At 36.3% G+C, this 20,711-nt stretch carries 17 protein-coding genes and 1 pseudogene; all 18 read right to left on the bottom strand.

Features of this window, described 5'->3' with window-relative positions; translation table 11 throughout:
- Window positions 1-3: 3 nt before the first annotated feature.
- Complete coding sequence (locus RWP09_RS07990) at window positions 4-4,467, bottom strand: SspB-related isopeptide-forming adhesin (RefSeq protein WP_314436248.1); 4,464 nt, start codon at window positions 4,465-4,467, stop codon at window positions 4-6.
- Window positions 4,468-4,612: 145 nt separating this feature from the next.
- The gene (locus RWP09_RS09885; RefSeq protein WP_399553575.1) at window positions 4,613-6,277 is read right to left on the bottom strand and encodes an SEC10/PgrA surface exclusion domain-containing protein; all 1,665 of its coding nucleotides are present in this window, start codon (window positions 6,275-6,277) and stop codon (window positions 4,613-4,615) included.
- A 190-nt stretch (window positions 6,278-6,467) separates the two neighbouring features.
- A complete protein-coding gene (locus RWP09_RS07975) occupies window positions 6,468-6,782 on the bottom strand; it encodes a hypothetical protein (protein ID WP_016397551.1) in 315 nt (104 codons plus the stop codon).
- A 532-nt stretch (window positions 6,783-7,314) separates the two neighbouring features.
- Complete coding sequence (locus RWP09_RS07970) at window positions 7,315-8,346, bottom strand: replication initiator protein A (RefSeq protein ID WP_314436241.1); 1,032 nt, start codon at window positions 8,344-8,346, stop codon at window positions 7,315-7,317.
- Between the two features lies 1 nt (window position 8,347).
- Window positions 8,348-8,512, bottom strand: coding sequence for a hypothetical protein (locus RWP09_RS07965; RefSeq protein ID WP_172931785.1), 165 nt, complete (start codon window positions 8,510-8,512; stop codon window positions 8,348-8,350).
- Between the two features lie 97 nt (window positions 8,513-8,609).
- Window positions 8,610-8,999: a helix-turn-helix transcriptional regulator gene (locus RWP09_RS07960; RefSeq protein WP_314436235.1), complete on the bottom strand. Its 390-nt coding sequence runs from the start codon at window positions 8,997-8,999 to the stop codon at window positions 8,610-8,612.
- An 811-nt stretch (window positions 9,000-9,810) separates the two neighbouring features.
- Window positions 9,811-10,347 (bottom strand): helix-turn-helix transcriptional regulator, encoded by a 537-nt coding sequence (locus tag RWP09_RS07955; protein ID WP_314436233.1) that lies wholly within the window; start codon window positions 10,345-10,347, stop codon window positions 9,811-9,813.
- A 38-nt stretch (window positions 10,348-10,385) separates the two neighbouring features.
- Window positions 10,386-10,754, bottom strand: coding sequence for a hypothetical protein (locus tag RWP09_RS07950; protein ID WP_314436231.1), 369 nt, complete (start codon window positions 10,752-10,754; stop codon window positions 10,386-10,388).
- A 109-nt stretch (window positions 10,755-10,863) separates the two neighbouring features.
- Window positions 10,864-11,451, bottom strand: coding sequence for a DNA-directed RNA polymerase subunit delta (rpoE, locus tag RWP09_RS07945; RefSeq protein WP_312023159.1), 588 nt, complete (start codon window positions 11,449-11,451; stop codon window positions 10,864-10,866).
- A 403-nt stretch (window positions 11,452-11,854) separates the two neighbouring features.
- Window positions 11,855-13,000, bottom strand: coding sequence for an FtsX-like permease family protein (locus RWP09_RS07940; protein WP_314436224.1), 1,146 nt, complete (start codon window positions 12,998-13,000; stop codon window positions 11,855-11,857).
- Between the two features lie 3 nt (window positions 13,001-13,003).
- On the bottom strand, window positions 13,004-13,684 hold the full coding sequence (locus RWP09_RS07935; RefSeq protein ID WP_314436221.1) for an ABC transporter ATP-binding protein: 681 nt from the start codon (window positions 13,682-13,684) through the stop codon (window positions 13,004-13,006).
- Window positions 13,681-14,256, bottom strand: a complete 576-nt coding sequence (locus tag RWP09_RS07930) for a TetR family transcriptional regulator (protein ID WP_314436219.1) — start codon at window positions 14,254-14,256, stop codon at window positions 13,681-13,683. Before RWP09_RS07930 ends, RWP09_RS07935 begins: the two co-directional genes overlap by 4 nt.
- 118 nt (window positions 14,257-14,374) lie before the next feature.
- Window positions 14,375-14,518, bottom strand: a complete 144-nt coding sequence (locus tag RWP09_RS07925) for a hypothetical protein (RefSeq protein ID WP_314436216.1) — start codon at window positions 14,516-14,518, stop codon at window positions 14,375-14,377.
- Between the two features lie 54 nt (window positions 14,519-14,572).
- The gene (locus tag RWP09_RS07920) at window positions 14,573-17,251 is read right to left on the bottom strand and encodes a TOTE conflict system archaeo-eukaryotic primase domain-containing protein (protein ID WP_314436214.1); all 2,679 of its coding nucleotides are present in this window, start codon (window positions 17,249-17,251) and stop codon (window positions 14,573-14,575) included.
- A 235-nt stretch (window positions 17,252-17,486) separates the two neighbouring features.
- Window positions 17,487-18,281 carry a Fic/DOC family protein gene (locus RWP09_RS07915; RefSeq protein WP_314436212.1) on the bottom strand — a complete coding sequence of 265 codons (795 nt, stop codon included), beginning with the start codon at window positions 18,279-18,281 and terminating at the stop codon, window positions 17,487-17,489.
- A 141-nt stretch (window positions 18,282-18,422) separates the two neighbouring features.
- Window positions 18,423-18,572, bottom strand: a pseudogene (locus tag RWP09_RS07910) (DNA cytosine methyltransferase); the annotation flags it as partial.
- A 299-nt stretch (window positions 18,573-18,871) separates the two neighbouring features.
- Window positions 18,872-20,563, bottom strand: coding sequence for an AIPR family protein (locus tag RWP09_RS07905; RefSeq protein WP_314436209.1), 1,692 nt, complete (start codon window positions 20,561-20,563; stop codon window positions 18,872-18,874).
- Between the two features lies 1 nt (window position 20,564).
- The coding region (locus tag RWP09_RS07900; RefSeq protein ID WP_314436356.1) for a hypothetical protein at window positions 20,565-20,711 on the bottom strand (147 nt) is incomplete at its 5' end.

Genomic DNA, 20,711 nt, shown 5'->3' with positions numbered 1-20,711 from the left:
AACCTATTCTTTTTTCTTTCGTATAGATAAAGCTAAAGCAATCGTTCCCATAGCCATTCCAAGAATAGCTAAATTATTAGAACGACTCATACCAGTATTAGGCAATTCCACTTTTGAAACTTCTTCTTTTGGTTCCTCATGTTTCGGTTCTTCTTTCTTTGGTTGTTCTGGTTTGACTTCTTCTGGAGTATGAGTCATAACCGTATTAGATACAACTTCCACACCATTAACCGTATGACGATATGTATTTTCTACTGTTCCTGCTTGAATACGTGTCATTTGTAGGTAAGCTTCTGCTTGAAATACTGAAGTTTCTAAAATTGACTTCAAGAAAGCATTATCAAAGCTAATATCTACTTTTCCTTTGTCTTTGTCTACTACCTGACTAGTATACTTAGTTAATTCATCACCAGCTTTAAATTTTTGGCCGTCACTTGTTTCAAAATCTACAGTCGCAAACACTTGATAAACACCTTGATACTCATCATGTGTTTCATCATAATCATCGCTAAACTTGTACTCAAACAACTGCTCCGAGCGATCCTTTGGTATCAGGGAACCAACTAATTTATAATTAAATGTTTGATTCAACTTAAGCTCTTTTCCATCTAAACTTTCTTTACTTAAATGGTCAATCACTACATCTTTCTTTGGTTCAATCTTCGGAACATTATTGACTACAGTTTCAGTTACATAAGCCATACCAAAATCAATTTGATAAGCTGTATTCTCGTACTTACCACCTGTTTGACCCAATTCCTTCTTAACAGTCATTGGGTTGGTAATAGTCAGAACTTCTCCAGCTTGCACGTAGGTCTTGTAGAACTCCTCTGGATTCTCTGCCTCGAATACTTGAATCGCTCCTTTAGGAGTGAAATTACTAGACTTCAGGGCTTCTTGGACACCTGTTGGTGCCTTATCCAGACTCTCATAAAGAGCCATTTTCAAACCTTTAACTACTTGCCCTTTAGAATCCGTTACTTGAACACCATCTTGATTGATCGTAACAGCTTCTTCTGGGTAATCATCAACGATATAGAATCCTTTACCAATACGATCTTTATCTGCTTCAATACCCTTGTATTGGCTATAATCTGCCGTTACCTTGTAGTAGTTGACAGATCCTGCCAAGACCTGTTTTCCATCGATGTTCACGCCTGCTTTATTCAGATTCTTCTTGGTAGGTTTCGCAGTAGGAACGTTATTTACAACTGTATCTGTAATATAAGCTGAACCAAAATCAAGCTGATAGGCTGTATTCTCATACTTACCACCTGTTTGACCCAATTCCTTCTTAACAGTCATTGGGTTGGTAATGGTCAGAACTTCTCCAGCTTGCACGTAGGTCTTGTAGAACTCTTCTGGATTATCTGCCTCGAATACTTGAATCGCTCCTTTCGGAGTGAAATTACTAGACTTCAGGGCTTCTTGGACACCTGTTGGTGCCTTATCCAGACTCTCATAAAGAGCCATTTTCAAACCTTTAACTACTTGCCCTTTAGAATCCGTTACTTGAACACCATCTTGATTGATCGTAACAGCTTCTTCTGGGTAATCATCAACGATATAGAATCCTTTACCAATACGATCTTTATCTGCTTCAATACCCTTGTATTGGCTATAATCTGCCGTTACCTTGTAGTAGTTGACAGATCCTGCCAAGACCTGTTTTCCATCGATGTTCACGCCTGCTTTATTCAGATTCTTCTTAGTAGGTTTCGCAGTAGGAACATTATTCACAACTGTATCTGTTTGATAACCGTTACCAAAATCAACTTGATAAGCTGTATTTTCAAATGATTTCCCTGTATTTCGTAGTTCTTCCTTGGTTACCATTGGATCAATAATTGTAACCGATTTTCCTGATTTAATATACTGGTTAAAATAGGATTCTGGATCATCCACTAAAAATACTTGGAAAGCACCTTTGGGCTTAATTTCAGAACTAGCAAGAAAAGCTTTTACCTTATCATTATCAACGGCATCTATAGAATCATACTGATACACTGAGATACCAGCAACTTCTTGTCCTTCGCTGTCAATATAACGAATATCCGATTGATTAATCGTAACAGCCTCTTCTGGGTAATCATCAATTGCTCCGAATCCTTTTAAAATAGTAGATGAATCTGCCTTCATCCCCTTATATTGATCATAATCCAAGGTAATATGGTAGTAATTTGTCGAACCAGCTAGAACTGGTTTACCATCAATGATAACTTTATCCTTATTGTAATTATGTTTAAGAGGTTGAATTAAATTATTATTCGGATTGTCAGGATCATTCGGTTTACCAGGTGTTGAAACCTGAACAATATTTGAATAACTTTCGTACTTATTATTAATTTTTAATTGGAAGTTATTCTTATAGGTTGCACCATCATTCGTTACTTTACCAACTAAAATTGGAGCTGGTACTTGTACTTCCTTACTTAAATCTTGATTAAGCTTAGATTTCAAACTTTCTAAGCCTTTCACCCGAACAATATGGCTCGATTCGTCATAAGTTAATTCAAAATCTGAGCTAACTTTTTTGGAAGCTTCAACATCTAACACAAAACCTGAAGGCAAGGCATCCACAATTTCAAAATCTGTAATAGCTTCACGATTAGCTGGAAGAGGCTTAGTTGTTAATTCCCACTGTACCGTTGAAAGCTTAGGCACATAGCTTTTATCAATAGATTCACCAGAAGAATTTTTTACAAACTTTTCTAGACCAGGCATTGCCTGTAAACGTGCATATCTAACCCTTACTGTTGGAGGAGACACTAAAGAGGGGATCTCTTTTTCCTTTGGCTCCTCAGGTTTGGGTGGGAGTATATCTTCAGGTTTTCCTGTTGGAGAACTTGGTGGAGCAGTTTCCTTCTCGTAGGTTGGTTGATTAGGAGGGAATAATGGGCGTATCTTTTTCAACTCTGTTCCTTCTCCCAGAATAGTGAAAACAACACTCTGACTATCTCCACTCGCATTTACATTATCCCATTCTGATGGAGTTCTTCCTGCTGTTGATCCTGGTGAAGAAGTATGTAAATAGGTCAAACTAGAACCGTATCCTACGGAAGCAAAAGATCCTCTTGGAATATCTGAAGAAGCATCAACTGCATCCTCTACTCCCTTCATGACGCGACCATCAAAATTCAAATCTGAACCATTTGGATTAATAACCATTCCACGACCAGACGACCCATAACTTAGATTTGAGCCTTGTCCCCAATCTACATCTGTTATAACTGTTCCAATTAAAAGAGAGACTGGTGTTGTAGTACCTTCAATATAAAAATCAAAAATCATTTCCAGACGAGTATGATTGTTATAATTAAAATATAGACTACTACCATCTCCTCTTCTAAGATAGATATCAGCGTCTGTTACAGGAACACGGTTTCGTACTTCCCCTTGGTAGTCTCCTAAATCCGAAACCGTGACTTTTGCCATGAGCTTTCTACCATCTGTCAACGTTCCAATATTGTGAATATAAAATACATCTCCCACAGTAGGATTTTGAATCACATCAAACCTCGTATCAGCCCAATACTTAGCAACTTGGGTTCCTGTCCCCCCTGTTACATAGGTATCTTCATGATAACCTAAAGAACCACGCATACTCTCTACGGGTAGATTATCATCTGCTACTACTGTAAAATCATTATAATAGTCCAAGCTACCACGACCAGATGAATTATATCCTCCATAAACTTTGAAACCTGTTTCAGATCCAAATAAAGGCTTGCTTGTTTGAATTGCATCTCGCTCAGCTTTAATAGTCGCTAGCTTCTTTGTATAGTCTGTCAAAGAGCTTTCATAAGCTACTCTCTTGGCTTCATTTCGTTTTCGGATTTCTGCATTCTCTTGATTAATACGATCTGTTTCTGCCTGATTCTCTCGTTGATTTTTTTCATTCTCTGCACGAATAGCAGCATTCTTCTGATTAATTCGATTCACTTCAGCCTGATAAGAAGCTAAATCCTTTTGATATTGTTCCTTCTTCGCAGTATTTTCATCTTGGATTATCTTTCGGTTCGTTTGATTTTGTCTTTGATCTTCACGATATTTTTCAGTAGCTTTCTCAATACTATCTGCTTGTGTGCGATAATCACTTTCGACTTCCTTTTGCTTTTTTTCCAACTCAGAGGCTGTACTTGCAGTTCCTTTATCTACTACAGAATCAAATTCCACCTTCAATCCAGCTTCCTGTGCCTTTCGAATAGTTTCATCTAAACTGGAATGAGAAATAGAAACTTCTAACGTTCCTGTTTTTTCTTCACTCTTTCCTTGATTTTCAGTAGAAATACTGCTTGGACTCGTCTGGGCATAAGGCGCATTTGTAGCTGGATTTTCAGTTCGTTCATCTGCCATAACTGGGCTTATCATACTTAAAGCTGCTAAACCTAATATCACTCCACAAGTTCCATAAATTTTTGATTTCCGAATAGATCCATATGTTTTTGTTTCTCTTACTTTGTGCATTCTATCTCCTTATCTAAACTATTAATCTATATAAAACCTCAAATGTTGGCGCTCGAGGCCTTTTATAATATAAAATCATCTCTTTCCTTTCCAATAGAAAAAAGCCAGCTTTCACTGACTTTTCTATACAATATTGTAATGAATTTTAAGAAATCCACTTACCAGAATAATCTAAACGATAACCACCAATCGTCTCATTTTGTGCCATCTTACCATCTACTTTCAAATAATACCAAGCACTTCCGTCTTTGAACCATTGATCTCTCAGATAACTTCCATCTGATTTGAGATAGTACCAAGCTTTATAATCGGAATCATATACCCACTCACTTTGTGCCATTTTTCCATCTGACTTAAGGTAGTAGCTTCCTTGCCAGCTATTTTGTGCATAACTTCCATCTGACTTGAGATAGTACCAAGCTTTATAGATGGAATCGTATACCCACTCACTTTGTGCCATTTTCCCATCTGACTTAAGGTAGTAGCTTCCTTGCCAACTATTTTGTGCGTAACTTCCATCTGACTTGAGATAATACCAAGCTTTATAGTTTGTATCATAAACCCATTCATTACGTGCCATCACACCATTTGATTTGAGATAATAGTTTCCCTTCCAACTATTAACAAGAGCTTTCCCTGCATGATCAAAATAATACCAATAACTTCCCTCTTGTTTCCATTGGTCACGCCAATCAGATATGTTTTCAATCGGTTTAATAGGTTCTGCTTTCTTAGAATTATTTTCTTCTACAGTATTTTTACCCGTCTGGTTCTCCAGCTTACTTTTTAAATCTTGATAAATTTTCTCTTTATTTTTGTAATCAATTTCTAATTTTTTTACAGCCTGATAACGATTTGAGGATCTTGGATCCGTTACTGAAGCTGTACTAAAATTAGATTTTGTTGCTCGATTAATATTTTCCTGAGAAATAGTGATGAAATGAGTAGAACTTACTGAGGAAAGACTAGAAAATGATAATCCAAAATAATCTTTACTTGCAGGATTCCCCCAGTTCAATCCTGCAATTGCTTGAGCATGCCCCCATTCAGTATCGTTTAACATAAATTCAACCATACCAGTATAAATAGCTTCCTTTAGCTGAGATTTGGTAGCAGATTTAAGTGATGGAATTTGAGCAGCTAAATTTTCATAATTTTGAAGTCCTCTTTTTTCATCTTCAGAACTAGTCGTTGGTAAACCATATTCTCTAGCTATCCGATTAATCCCTTTTGCATCGTGTCCTAACCTACCAGAAATACTCATTTCATCCCATCCCCAGTTGTCTTGAACATATGCTTTTGCCACCTTATCCGCAAAATCAATTGCCGAACTAGAAACACTTACTCTAGGTGTTCCAACCTGAGAACGAACTTGGTTAATTAAATCTTGGGCAAAAAATGACAACTCCTGACGAACAGTTAGCGGTAGATTGTTGACATCCAGACGTTCTCCCTCATCAGCAACATCTTTATGGAAACTATTTTGATTCTTTAATGTCAAACTTTCTGACTGCAAGATAGATTTCGCTATATCACGTTCAGTCTGGCTAATATTAAAATCAGAAAAAACCGTCTTCAAAGCCTTTATATACTTATCGCTCAGTGTAATCGTATTGCTAGGTGAAGATGATAAAGCATTGTCATAGACACTTTTAGCTTGTTCATATTCTCTCTTAGCTTTAATCAATTCACTTTTTAAACTTTCTACTTGACTACTCGTTGTGCTATTCGCATACACAGGTTGACTATTTCCTAGCCCAAGCAACGTTACGCTGGCAGTTGTTGCCAAGATAGCTGTTCTCAATTTCATAATCTTATCTCCTTTTTGTTTAAAAACGTTCTTAAAATATTTATTTTATACTTTTATTTTACCATTTTTAGAGGTTTTTCTCAATTTTTTCTTGATTTTCATTCATCTATCCGCTTAATCAAAGATAGGACGTTTAAAACATATCGAATCTCCTCTCCTTGATGAAACAGATAGATGAGGCTCTATCTGTTTAATGCTTCGTTGGACGATGATATCCTTTACCAGTCAGCAGTAAACGATTGGTATTCCCTTGTTTAATGCGTCTAGCCACTAAAACATCACCTCGTTTGATGGTGCGAATCTCTTTATAAATTTTTGAATATTCTACAATCATCCAAACTGTTTCTAGTTTACCTGCTAGATATCCTTTTTTAGGTACCAAACCATATCTGCTGGTTAATTTGATTTCATCGCCATTATCAAGTCTTGCGGTTGCATTCCCTTGATTTCCTAAGCGTCTAAGGTCAGCTAAAGTGACCTCTGTAACTAATTTTGATTGATTCATCTTGTCTCCTCCTTACTGAATCAAGGCTGATTTACAGCCATGCCGAGGTATGACGTACATACCTGCTGTATTTTTTACACACGGTTTTAAGTCTAGAAACCGCAAACTCCTTCAGCTTAGGCTTTGCCTGCTTTTACGTGGTGGAACAGCACTAGATATCCTTTTCTAGCCTACACACCGCCCTTGTTCTTCTTTTTATGCTTAGTTCCGCTAATCAGGACAGTGGGGGTATTCAGTTGTCAATGTACATCAGCAGTTTACTGACTTGCTCAGGTCAAGTATTTTAGAAATATAGAACCGGTTGGGAAGATGTAGCTTTCATAGCTTACCCTCCGTTAATTCTCTCTTGGTTATTAAACAATCCCATAAAATCAATCCTCTTTCTGTTGCCATGATGAGAGAATTTGGCTGAGTTTCTTAGCTCTTTATTTTTTCGGTAAATCAAATACAGCTTTAGGAATCGTGTAGATTTTCTCCTTTGGGCTACGACCTATCGTTAGCACTTTACCATCAATTGGTCTAAATTCATCTTTTAACATGTTTCAACTCCCTTAGATAATTCTGATAAATAGCTATTGAGTTTCGTCTCCGACAGTTTATCTGGATAATAATGGGCAACCACACTAGGACACTCTTCAGGGAATTTTCTAGCATACTCACTTTGTCCTGATACCTCAAGGAAACCATGTTCTTTTTCAATGAGCAAAGCCATCTTCCAAAAACGAATCATCATTTTGTAGAAGTAGGCTGGTACATTCTGGATTGGTTTTCCTTCAGCCTCTCCTGTTTTGATTTTGAAAATCAATTTATCAATCTCACGTTCAAGATCCTGTAGCCAAACCTCTCCATAAATTTCCTGATCAGCTAAGAGGTTGTTGTAATTCTTTTCAACTTGGCGTTTTGCCTGATAGATTTTATTTTCAAGAATTTTCGCATCTTTCCCAAACAAACTGAGTTTCTGAACTAGTTGAGAAGAAAGAAAACCATGTTGCCCCATTTTAAATGCCTCAGAAATTGATAAATCAGATAAAGGAGATTCGTTCTCGTATCGATTAGTATCGTTAGATAATTCAGTCTCGTTATTCTCAGTATCATTAGCGTGTCGTTTCGACATTTTTTGACATGTCGTTCTAACATTTCCTTGATTTTTTTGGAAGTGTCGTTTTGACATTTCCGCCGTTGCCGATGGCTTGGAGTGAATTTCTTCAGCAGGGAGAACTTGATAGTCAATATTGCCCAAGTACAGTAGATTAGGCTTATTCAAACCTTGTCGAACCTCTTCTAAGAGACCATATTCCTGGAGCTCTTTTTTTAGTTTAATAACTTTTTTATTACCATAGCCTAAAATTTCTTGAAGTTCAGTAATTGTATAAATCAGATAGACATCTCCATTTTTATCAATCCAGTTATTTCTAAGAGATAGTTCAAAACGGTCTTTCAAGATAGCGTATGTAAATTTAGCATCTGTACTCATCGGTTTATAAAGTGGCGATTCAACAAATATTTTTGGTATTCTATAAAATCTTTCACTTGATTGAATCTGACTTGCAGAAATTCGCTTCATACTAAACACCTACTTTCAACAAAAACTGACCAGTATCAGAAAACTGAAACAAACCAAATTCCTCTAGCTCTTTCAAAATTAAATGTGCTCTCGTTCTTGTCATATTTTGTGACTTCATAATTTCTTTCAATACTAGGTCACGTGATTGTTGCGCTTGTCTTGTCATTGGGTTATCCTTTCTTATCACCAGCTGATGGTGATTTATTCACAGCTATATCATAATGTATAATGAGAAATTCTATTTTAAAGGGACAATCAATAAATTATCGAACTATTTCCTTTATCTGTTTGATAATATCTCTTTCCTTTTTATCAAGTTCTATGTATTCCTGTAAGAGTTTTGACTTTTTTTCACTGATAAAAGAAAGTTTTTTAACAAACTCTGTCAATATTGTTGCGTTTGGTTTATTAGACGTAAAGTTCTCTTCATAACCGAGGAGATATGGGATAGATACGCCAAAATATTCTGATAGTAGTTGCGCATTTTTAGCATTTGGACTTCTACTCCCTTGGTTGTAATTTCCAAGAGTAGAGTAGCCTATACCTGTAGCCTCACTTATCTCCTTCAGGGATCCCCCCCTATCTCTAACAAGTGATTGGAATGGAGTCATCTTTTTTCTTCCATCAATACTAAAACCATCATCAAGCCCCATCAAATAAGCAACCGAGACCCCGAAATACTCAGCAAGTATCTCTGCATTATTTTTTTTAGGAGCACGCTGATTTTTTTATATCCAGAAAGTGTAGTTATAGGTATACCCGTATTTTCACTAACCTCTTTCAAAGTAACCCCATGATTTTCCATAAGTTTTTCCAGTCTGTTAGGTGGTTTCCTAAAAAGTAAATCATTGTTATCCATTTTCTAACTCCACTACTATTCTAACAACAGCATTTTCTGTTAATAATCAAATCCCAGCTAATTTTCAATCAATATTGGATAAGATGAGTACAAATCCCGATTTATCCTCTTGGAAAACTGCTGTAAATAGTTTTTCAGTAGCTTAATACCAAAAGCTTTCGAACTTTTATCGGATTATCCTAGCTATAATATAGTTCTTACCGCTTTCTATATCATTTTAGTCCTATCAACCATTCTTAGTCCTTTGTTGATTGGATTTAATGCATTCTTTAAGAAATCTATTAAGAACTCTCTCACTTATGTATTCACTATCGCCTATTGGATTTTTTTCTTTGTTTTAAAAATGATTCAATAACCGTACAGCAATAAATTAAGGTGGTTACAGTTAAACTAATTAGTATTAAGGACAATAAAGTTTGACCTCCACCTACCAACCTAATCATAAACAAGGCGTAGCCTAAAAAAGTATACATGGTCACTTTAGTAAAGATTCTTACTAATAGTTTCATTCGTTCCTCCCTTTACCTGGTTAGATACCAGTTTTTTTGATATCAACAAATTGTCAAATTAAGATATACCTTTGTACGTCCTTTTTACATACTGGTTTATTCTATGGTATTACCCTTAAAAGATAATATCGGAGTGTATTCCCCGCCTTCAGGATAATGATATCGAATAATACTGTTGTAACATTCTAAAGACTTGATAACATCTTTATCTGAAATGGTAATAAAAACACAATCATCCTTTTCCTTAAACATTAATGCTTTGAAAAATTTTTCAGCTTTGAAATTATTTTCTAAAACCGTATTTTCTATAGCCTGTATCCAAAAATTATAGAAACAATTATCCAAATCCTCGAAAATATCACTAGTATCTGGTATATAGTAATAACTCTTATCTCTAAATAACTTCCTGAAATGACTAAAATGTTTTTCATCGGCAATAAGATCCCAAATTCCACACAGATAGGGGATGTTGGTTTCAAAATAGCGAGCGAGAATAGTAAGATCATCACCTATAATATCTCTACCTAAGACGTACATTTCTAGAGACCCTTTTTTAATTCCTGTTTCTTGACTGACTTGTTTTATTGTTTTATGTTTTTTAACCATTAAAAGTTTTAAACGATTTTGGAGCACCCTAAATTTCCTCACTCCCTAAGTCCTTTTATTTTCCCCTACACATATCCCATCAATTCTGGATTAAACTCTAGAGTCAACCACAAGGCTTGATCCTGAGTCAATTGGATAGTTTGTCCCCAAGTTCCATCTCTTGCTCTTCTGGAGTAAGGATAACTGCCATGTTTATTTCTAGGCTTTAATTCATGAATAACATCGTCTTTAATAACTTCCCAAAGTAGACTAGAGGGCTTATAATAATAACCGTTTCCAAGCCAAACTCTATCGAGGTCATCGTATGGAGATACCTTTTCTTCAGAATTTACTTCAGGGATACTATCAATTACATCTTCATTCTTATCAAGATCGATTACATCGAAAATTTCTAACGAATCAATATCCATAATAATTTCAATATTATCTGACATTTTTTCCCCTTTCTTTAATTTTGGCAACGAAAAAAGAGAACGGATTTCCTCGTTCTCTACATATACTTATATGTTTTCTACATTTCTCAAAACTCTAGACACTTACTTTTTATTCCTCGATATTTTCAGCATCATCATCTGAAAACTCGTCGTCTTCTTCGTTAAGATCCACGTCTTCACCCAAGTCATCAGGAGCGATTTCGTTGATTTCTGCATCGTAAGCTTCCACTTCATTTTTCTCATCATCTGGATTTTCATCATCGTATGAAAGAGCTGGATCTGCTTCGTATGCATCTTCGTCTTCTGGGTCATCTGCATTGTAGTCAATAGCATCTGAATCACCATCCATGAAGGCATTGACACGTTTTTTCTTAGCTTTTGGTGCTACTTCATCGTCGTCACTTTCTTCAAGAGCGATGATTTCTTCGTCGATTTCGTCCACACCATACCATGAACGAAGACCCCATTTGTTGTCCCCAAGAGAGATGAAGCTACCATCGAAGTTCAACTCTGTGTAGAACAAAGGCAAGGCTTCGCGGATATCGCTGTTTGATGTTCCAAGGTAGTTTTGAATTTCGTTTACAAGATCGCTAAAATGCATCTCATGATCGCGACCACGAAGTTCCAAGATAGCACGCGCTACCTCAATCATAGATAGTTCACTTTTTTCTTGCCCAGCAAATACTTCTAATTCCAAAGCGTTTCTCCTCATTTATACTACTATCGCCAGAGCAAACAGACTCTGACCTCATTTTATCATTTACTCTTTATTTTACGATAATTTTGCAGAATAGTCAAAGGTTAAGAAAAAATAAAGGTGAAATATTTCAGCTAATTGAAAGACCTGTGTAACATGACCACAGGTATATTGATTTATTTATAACTCAGGGCTCAACTCCAATGCCAACCACAAACTGCAAGAGGATTCCTACAGAGATAAAGGATTATTTGTTGCGTCAAATCAAGTAAAAAGATCATTTCAGGTCCTGCCAGTAACTTCGTCTTCTTTCCTTTATTTCATTTTCCCTAGAATAGTGAAAAATCCTTCTCTTGTTAATGAGTTTCATAAGAAAAAGGCTGGAGAATCCAACCTTCTCTATTTATTCAGCTAAGAGTACTTCTTTGATGGTTTGCTTTTGGAGTTTTCTGTTGGATAGATAAAAGAGGCTTTCATAAACCACAGCAAAACCGATCAAAGTCCAGAAGCAAACATTCCCATCAAAGTGATGCTCAATCTTTTCAGGAACCGTATCTTTGATCACACCAATCAAGATTTCCATGATAGCGTACTGATAAGCCGTCCCAAGAACAAATCCTAGATAGGCCCAGAAACGATAGGGAGATAGGATATGACCTTGGCATTCACGATCTGTGTAGCCAAAAGCCTTCATAAGAGCCAGGGTTTCGCGACTTTCTGAGACGACAATCCCCAATGATAAAAAGAGAATAGAGAAAGAAAGGATCAAGCCAATCATGATCATCATGGTTTGGATGATGTCATCTGTGTAGTCTCTTAGACCAAAGGACAATTGAACCATGGCCGCAAAACACATAGAGCCAAAGACTACAAAAAACAGGATAGATTTTCTCCCCCAAATTAGTGACGAAGACAGCTCTTTTAGGAAGTCTTTCTCTTTCTTAGGAGCCCTCTTTCTCCTTTTGACCTTGATTGGTGTTGGGGACTTTTTCAATAAACGAAGAGCCGGCGTTTGTAGTTGTCTTCTAGCATAACCAACCGCGATAAGCATAAAAAATACCGTTGGAAGGACCACAAAAGCAAGCAAGAGCCACCAATGAAAATGAATGGTGATTTCTGGCAGGATCCTCTTTTCATTCCGGAAGTCATAAAAATGCCCCATCATAAGAAAAGAAGCAAAATAGCCAAGAAGCGCTCCGGCACCAAAATTGAGCCCAAATGCCCAAAATCGTTTAGCCAACTGGCCATTGCTATAGCCCAAAGCCTTTAAAATTCCTAATTGTTCCTTGTGATCATCGACAAATTGTTTGATATAAAAACACATGAGAAGGACCGATGCCAAGGACAAGACGACTCCACTGACCATAGCCACCATCCAAGAAAGCGAAATCTGAACATCATAGTAGGTCTGAATCATGGGATTGGTTTTAGAAATCTCCAACTGCTTGATGTCCAAGTAAAAATTCAAGAAGAGATTGGCCACAAAGACCGCACAAGCCCCAATTATACTGACGACAACTAATTTTCGAATATCTTTTACTGAAAACATGGCTTACCATCCAATCTCATAAGCAGTCTGAGGCTGATCATTGGTCACAACTTCGGTAATCTTGCCACTATTGACACGAATGATAGTTCTTGCCATATCTGCAATATTTTGGTTGTGCGTCACCATGATGAGGGTCAAACCAAGCTTTTCCTTTAACTCCCAGATATAGTCGAGAATCTTGCGCCCCGTTTCTTCATCCAGGGCTCCCGTCGGTTCATCTAAGAAAAGAATCTCTGGATTTTTGGCCAAGGCCCGAGCAATGGAGACTCTCTGCTGTTCCCCACCTGACAATTCACTCGGATACTTGTCCAGCTTATCGCCAAGTCCCAAATCCTCGATAATCTGCAAAAAATCATGATTGTTTGCCAGGTCTGCCCCCATCTTTACATTCTGTCTTACTGTTAGATTAGGCAATAAATAATACTGCTGAAAAATAAAGGCAATCTTCTCACGTCTAAAGGCTGTCAATTGAGTATCTGTGAGTTGAGCCAAATCCTGTCCTTGAATAAGGATATGTCCCTCGTCTACCTTTTCTAAACCTGACAGAACGTTTAAGAGAGTTGACTTGCCTGATCCAGAAGGACCGAGGATAACCACATCATCCTGGTCTTGAATCTGCAAATCAATCCCTTTTAAAACCTTGGTTTGGCCGTAACTTTTGTGCACATTTTCTAGTTGAATCATTTCTTTCCTACCATTTCTTTGATGAGAGATTGACAAACCTCTGTCAATAATCCAATCACTTCTTCCATGCTGAATTGATAAATGCCAGAAGCAACCATTGAGGCCATCCCGTGTGAGTAGATAAATAGATGCTGGTACAAGCGACCAGCCTCCTCTACAGTCAAAGGATAGTCTGCGACGATCGAATCCAGAACCAATTGGTAACTATGATCCTTCATGGGAAGAAAATCTTGAAAGCGACGAATCGGATCTTTGCTGGGATTTTGGAAAAGCAATTGAAAGAGTTGGGGGTCTTTTGAGGCGAAAAGGATATAAGCAACCCCGACGGATCGAAAAGGCTTCTCATCTTCTAAGGCCTTACGAATATACTCCACCACGACCATTTCCGCAGAACCAATAACCTCTGCTTGTAACTCGGCCATATTGGCAAATTGCCCAAAAATGACTCTTGGTGTGGCTCCCAGTTGCTCCGCTAATGCTCGAGCCGTCAAACTAGCCATGCCCTCTTCTCTCACCAATTGTAAAGCTCTTCCAATGATAGCCTCTTTACTAAATTTAACCTTTGGTGGCATAAGACTCCTTTCACGTAACATTTGTTGCGCAACACTTGTTGCATAAAAGAATACCATAAAAAAGAAAGACTTGTCAAGAAAAAACTGTAAAACACAAAACAAAAAGACCACGAACTTTTTATTTCTTTGCTACCCAGCCGATGGCATCGTGTGGTGGATTTTCGGTGTCAATCCAGATAAATTCGATGCCGATTTCACCATTTTTAAACTTGGTTAAACGAATACCGTTGATTTCCAGTTCATTAAGTCGTTGATCTGTCAAGACTTCTCGTTTTTTCAACTGGAAAGCATACATAGAAATTTTTAAAAATTTTCTCTATCGTAAACCTGCCACTATTTCAGAAACTATACTAGCTGATTCCAAACGTAATATGGTCATTTCATCTACCTTCCCTAATAATGGCATTGCACCATACCAAACAATGGTCTTGTTTACCAAAAGAATAGGCGTGACTATTTTTGATTGAGTGAAAGACACTTTAATCTTCGTGCTCTTCAACTGATCTAGCCATGCTTTATTTGCAACCGTCTCTGGTATACATATCTCAATTTGACTAATCCTAAATTCTTTTAGAAAATTCATCAGTTTTGTCTGGTGCACATAAGGTAAAACAAGTATACACTCCTGTCTTTCCCCTGCTAAGTCCTCTCTCAGCACATTCTCATATCTACTATCAACATAAACGAATTGTTTCTCCTCACCCTCAATGACACGATAATCCATCTTTCGATAAGCTACTTGTCGTTTCTGAAACATCTTTTCTAAATAAGGAACATGAATATCCACATAATCGAAAATACGCACCAAGGACTTATCCTTGTAGTTTCTATGAATCCGACCTGCATACTGAATTAAATTATTTTTCCAAGAAAAGGGCGCTGCCAAGATAAGCGTGTCTAGCTGAGGCAAGTCAAAACCTTCGCCAATGTATTTTCCAGTAGACAACAAAACAAACCCTTTATCTAGCTGTTCTAGCGTCTCTAGTAAACTTGTTCTCTCTCGGACTTTGGTTTTTCCACTGATAATATAAAAATCATCAACCTCTTTCTCTTTCAATAATTTTTCAAAGACATCTATCTGTTGAATTCGATTAACTAGAACCAAGATATTCCGCCCTTCTGCCACTTGGTCTAAAATATCCTTGAGAATCATCTGATTCCTTACTGAGTCGGTAGCAATCCAATCACTGAGCTGTATAAAATTACTTGCTTTGGTCTTTTCAATTTCCAAATGACCAAAGGAAGTGAATCTTAGTTGCAATTGCCGTTTAAAATCCATTTCCCTCTTATCAGCAGTATGGATTATCTCACCAATTCTCTGAAAAACAATAGGCTCATGACCATTCTTACGCTCAGGCGTAGCCGTCAAACCGTAAAGATACTTCCCTCTAAACTGAGCAACAATTTTTTCAAACATCAAGGCAGAGACATGATGACACTCATCCACAATCATCATCTCATACTCATCCAAAAGACTTTGACTATTTTCCAACTTAAATAGAGATTGAATCATAACAACATCAACCAGTTTACTCAGCCATTTCTTAGTCCCACCGTACTGCCCAACATAGCCTATTACCTTTTCACGACCTGATGCCGTATAACGGGTAGCTTCTTTCTCTTCGAAAGTCAAAAAATGGTTTAAACGATCCAGCCATTGATCTAAGAGTTGCTTACTATGGACTAGGATAATTGTTTTGGTCTTCCGTTCAGAGATGAGAGCAGCACCTAAAACGGTCTTCCCAAAACCAGTCTCTGCATGGAGTAAACCATTTTCTTTGGAAATCATATCTGACAGGGCTAACTCTTGCTCAAAAGTGAGTTCTCCCTTAAATTCCACTCTAATAGACCTTTGTACCTTTCTCCTATCTTCCACAGACACCTGCTTAAATTTATCTTGCAATGGATATAGCAAGCCTCTTGGCAGCCATAAATAATAATCGGATTCTCCAAATAAATACATTCTCTCAGGAATTTGATAGGTTGGCTGTCGAATAGCCTGCTTTAAATAAAATTCGGGATTAGAAAAGGAAGCCATATTTTTCAAGAAAAAAAGTGTCTTGGGAGTCACAGACGATTTTTCAAGTTGGATCATATTGGATAAGACGACCTTCAACTCCTTATCCAATTCTTGCTTGCCTAACTCCTCTTGGATTAACAGTGCCACTTTAGCAGTTGAAACCCTCTGAATTTCTTGTAGATACCTCCATTGGTCTTCATAAGGCTGAAAATGTTCATCCACAAAGACCGTTCGCCCTTGATGATAAGCTTCTCCTTGAAAAGGAAGGGCAATCAAATTACCAAATCCACCTTTAGGAAGAACATCCTGATTTGGAAACATCCGATCAAAAGAATCAAAGGACAGTTGCATACTTTCCTGCATAGCCAATTCTAATAGTTTCTTTCCAAACAAGCGAGCCTCTCGACTCGGAATCGCTTCCTCAAAGAAGAACCAAATATGGAGTCCGTGACCCGAACGAGAAATCTCTAAATGGGCTTCCATCTGGCGTTCCCTGGCTATTCTTCGAATGGCTAAACCGGATTCTTTCCAATCTCTTTCATCCAAATCCAGTACCAAAAAATAACAGCTATCATCTAAGTGCATAGGAAAGATACCAATGGCTGTCTCCCCACGAAAATGAGATTTCAAAACGGAGTCCGTTAATGTCTGGAAACTCCGTTTTTCAGGCGGCAACTGCTTCCAACCATAATCATAGGAAGGAAAATACTGAATTTTCCCTTGTTCATTGATAAAACTCTTAGCATAAACATCATAACGGCCAGCAAATACGGAGGTAAACAATTGTAATTTTTCTTGCGTCGTCAAGTGACTACTTTGAAGTTGGAACATCTCCTCGAACCGAGAGCTTTCCATAACAAACTGACTCTTGTCTTTAAGACGTTTACACAAGAAAAACTCACTATCCCCATTAAAAGAAGAAAAGACATCAAGTACTTCTACCACAATTCCATCCAAAGACACAAAAACAGCCATAACAATCACCTCCTTGATTCCTATAGGCTGATTATAACAAGAATGGCTGAAATTGTACACGAAAATAAAATCCGAATAGTACTGAAAGTACGAGATAAATAGAGTTTAAACGAGCAGTCCTATAAAATTAAAAAAAACGCATTATCAAGCAAAAACTTTGATGATATACGTTTTCTTGTGGAAATATTTAATTCATTTTTTCCTAAAATTCAATGTTTACTCAGTATGAGGATTTTTAAAGATCAAGTTCTAGATACATCTTTTCTGATGACAGATCATTTTGACCACCGAGCAAGAGATTTTCAAAAAAAGCTGTTAAAAACTCAGGACGTCGCTGTAAAATCTTTGCATTATCTAATACCAAGGCATCACGAAAATACTTGGCATATTGCTGAAATGGTGTATTATCAATATCAAAACCAAACTCACGAAGATACTGAATCAAAAAGACCGTTACCGTCCGAGTGTTTCCTTCGCGAAATGGATGAATCTGCCAGATTCCTGAAATAAAATGCTGGATTTTTTTAACCATATCCGCCTGGGTTAGTGTCGCATATGCAACTTGTTTTTCCTGATTAAAATCATAATCCAAGGTCATTTGAATCATGGAGTAATCAGAGTACACAACACTTTCACCATTCAAAACAGGTTCATTCTTTGTGATATTTGTCTGACGAAATTGCCCCACCGGAATAGAGGTTTCAAATATATCTTGAAACAACTCCTTATGAATAGCAAGTAAGGTCGCAGGACTGAAGCTAAAGCCTCTTCGAGACAATAGTTCTACAATACGTAGAGAAACCAAGTCTGCCTCCTCCGTACTTGCATCAATGGTATGATGATAAGCCGTTGCATCCTCATAAACCTGCTCATAAGTCAGTTCTCCCCGGGACTGTTTCTCAGCCAAAGATTCCATATACTCTGATGGCACTAGATTGTCAACTTTCTGCAGACCAAAACCTATCCGCCATAAATCACGTTTAGCTTCATAAGACAAGTTTGGATTATCAATGTTGTAAGTTGGTTGCATAGAAATATCCTTTCAATTGTTTTTCTGTGTCATCGGTAAATAGTGAAATGGGTATGGAATTGGCGAAAATTATAAAAGTCCTCACAATAGGTTCTATGAAGAGAAATAATGAAAGAGTTATATTCAAGATTCCATGCACTCATCAGAAATGTCCGTTGGACGAATGGTTTGATTAAACGAATAAATCTTGCGCACATACTTATCAAATTCATTGGCATACACCACTCTGAACTCATTGGTCTGTTCAAAAACCAACTCAATTCCCCTAACACTTGAGAAGAAAGCTACAATCTTGTACTTCTCAGAGCGGTTCGAACTTAGAGGGGTTGTTGTGTAGTAAGCTACTTTCTAAAATGTTGACTTTTATAGTATAAAATGAATAATTTCATAGGAATATATAGTGAACAAAATCGTTAAAATTCAAAAGCTAGATAAGTAATCTAGCTTTCAGATATCTGATTTTAAAATTAATTCTAATCTCTTTAAGTTTATATAATAAATTAGAATAAAATAATCTAGATTATAAGGGATATATAATAACTACTAATGTAAAAAATATGGACATTGTATAGTATTCAATTATTTATTGCTTAGTTAAGAATTTTCATTTGAAGTTCAGAATAAATCTTTTGATTTTTTGTAATAGATGAAGGAAGAGTTTTATGATATTCTTCATTTGAATCAATAGTATTTTTCAGTAAATCAATAGCTTTTTTTATCAATTCTTGATTAGAATCCTGTTGATTCTTGTATTTCAAATTCCCAACGATATTTAGTAATAATATATCGGCTGTATTAATAAACAGATAATCATCGCTTAATTTTACAAATTCTTCATTATTAATGCCAATGAAATCTGCAAATTCCGAATTATTTTTGTTACGTCTATTTTTACGATAGGAAGTAATCACTTTGGCAATTTCTTCATACATAGTATATGATTCAATGACCTTTTCAGCAGTCATATGCATTAGTATTTCATTAATTATATCCTGTGAATATAACCCCCCTTTCTGTCTTTTAGCAAGAGCTGCATGTTTATTAATATAGTATCCAGTGTAATATTGTATAACATTTTCCAGTTTTATAATGGTTTTATTTTTAATAATATCACTATCAACATATTTTGCTTTATGTTTTGCTTCATTTATTTGTCGCTCTAAAAAATAGTTATGCTCTAAAAGTGCAGTCTGTAAGTCTCGTACAATTGAATTATTAGCAATGAAATAACTATTCTTTACAGGATTTTGCGAATTTAAAAATTCAGTAATTTTTGAACGTTGCTCGTAATCAGAAATTTCAATAATTCTTGTCAGTATATCTACATCTTCGCTCAGCTTATTTTCTTCGTTTAATTGATACAAACTTGTAACTGTTTGACAACCATTAACAATAGATGCACCAACGATTGTCAATAGTTGTGACGTTGGACTTTGTATGAATCCATCACAAATAAAAGTAATTCCATTATTATATAAATAGAACATGCTTGCTTCTTCTGAAGATGCTGTCTTTTTTATACCATTATTAACTGATGAATTTGTCTCCAATAATCTTACATTTTCATCAAAAATGACACCAATAACGTCTTTAATGCTCTCAACTAGAGCTTTTGCATTGATTACGCCAACAGATGAGATAATTCCGTTATTTGAGTATGCTGGTTGCATGGTTTTAAATGGTATTTTTACTTCTAGTGATGTGTTGCGTTGAATTTTTTCATAAATATTGGAAATTTCATTTTTCGAAAAGTATTCTACATCTATCTTCGCACCTGTATTACTTCTGAAAATAGAAAGGAAATTATTTATTTGTTCTCTATTAGCATCAGCTACAATTCCTTTATTAAAAGATACAAAATTAATTTTAAAATATTGTATCTCTGCATCGTTTAATGACTCTTTAAAATTTTTAAAAGAGGAATTAGATTGCTCTACAGAAACATTATTAGCTGGTTCTACAAGGATATTAAAACCATTCAGAGTTTTTAGGATATCACCCTGTTTAATTTCATCATTTAATGTTTTAACACTACTTGGGAACTTAAACTGAAATATTTCTAAAGACTTATTTTCCGCATTATGAATGATAGCATCAATTCCATTGTCACCATCTCCATCAATTATAGATTCTGCAACCTCTTGTTCAGACATCTCATATTGATTTTCTAAAAACCAATGAGCAAAAGCAAGTGATAAATTTGTATAACTTTGTTCAGTTTTAATGACTTCTAATTTCTCAACTATTTTATTATAGTATGATTCATATTTTGTAATTACCATATTATTTTCCTTCTTTCAACTTCTTCATCTCATCAATACGTGCGACGGTCGCGTCGTATTTAGCCTGGTAGTCGGCTTGTTTATCGCGTTCTTTTTGGACGACTTCTGGTTTGGCATTGGCTACGAAGCGTTCGTTAGAGAGCTTCTT

Source organism: uncultured Streptococcus sp. (assembly GCF_963521255.1).
Taxonomy (GTDB): Bacteria; Bacillota; Bacilli; order Lactobacillales; family Streptococcaceae; genus Streptococcus.
The sequence above is the reverse complement of the archived record's forward strand: the minus strand, read 5'-3'. Positions and strand labels throughout refer to the sequence as shown.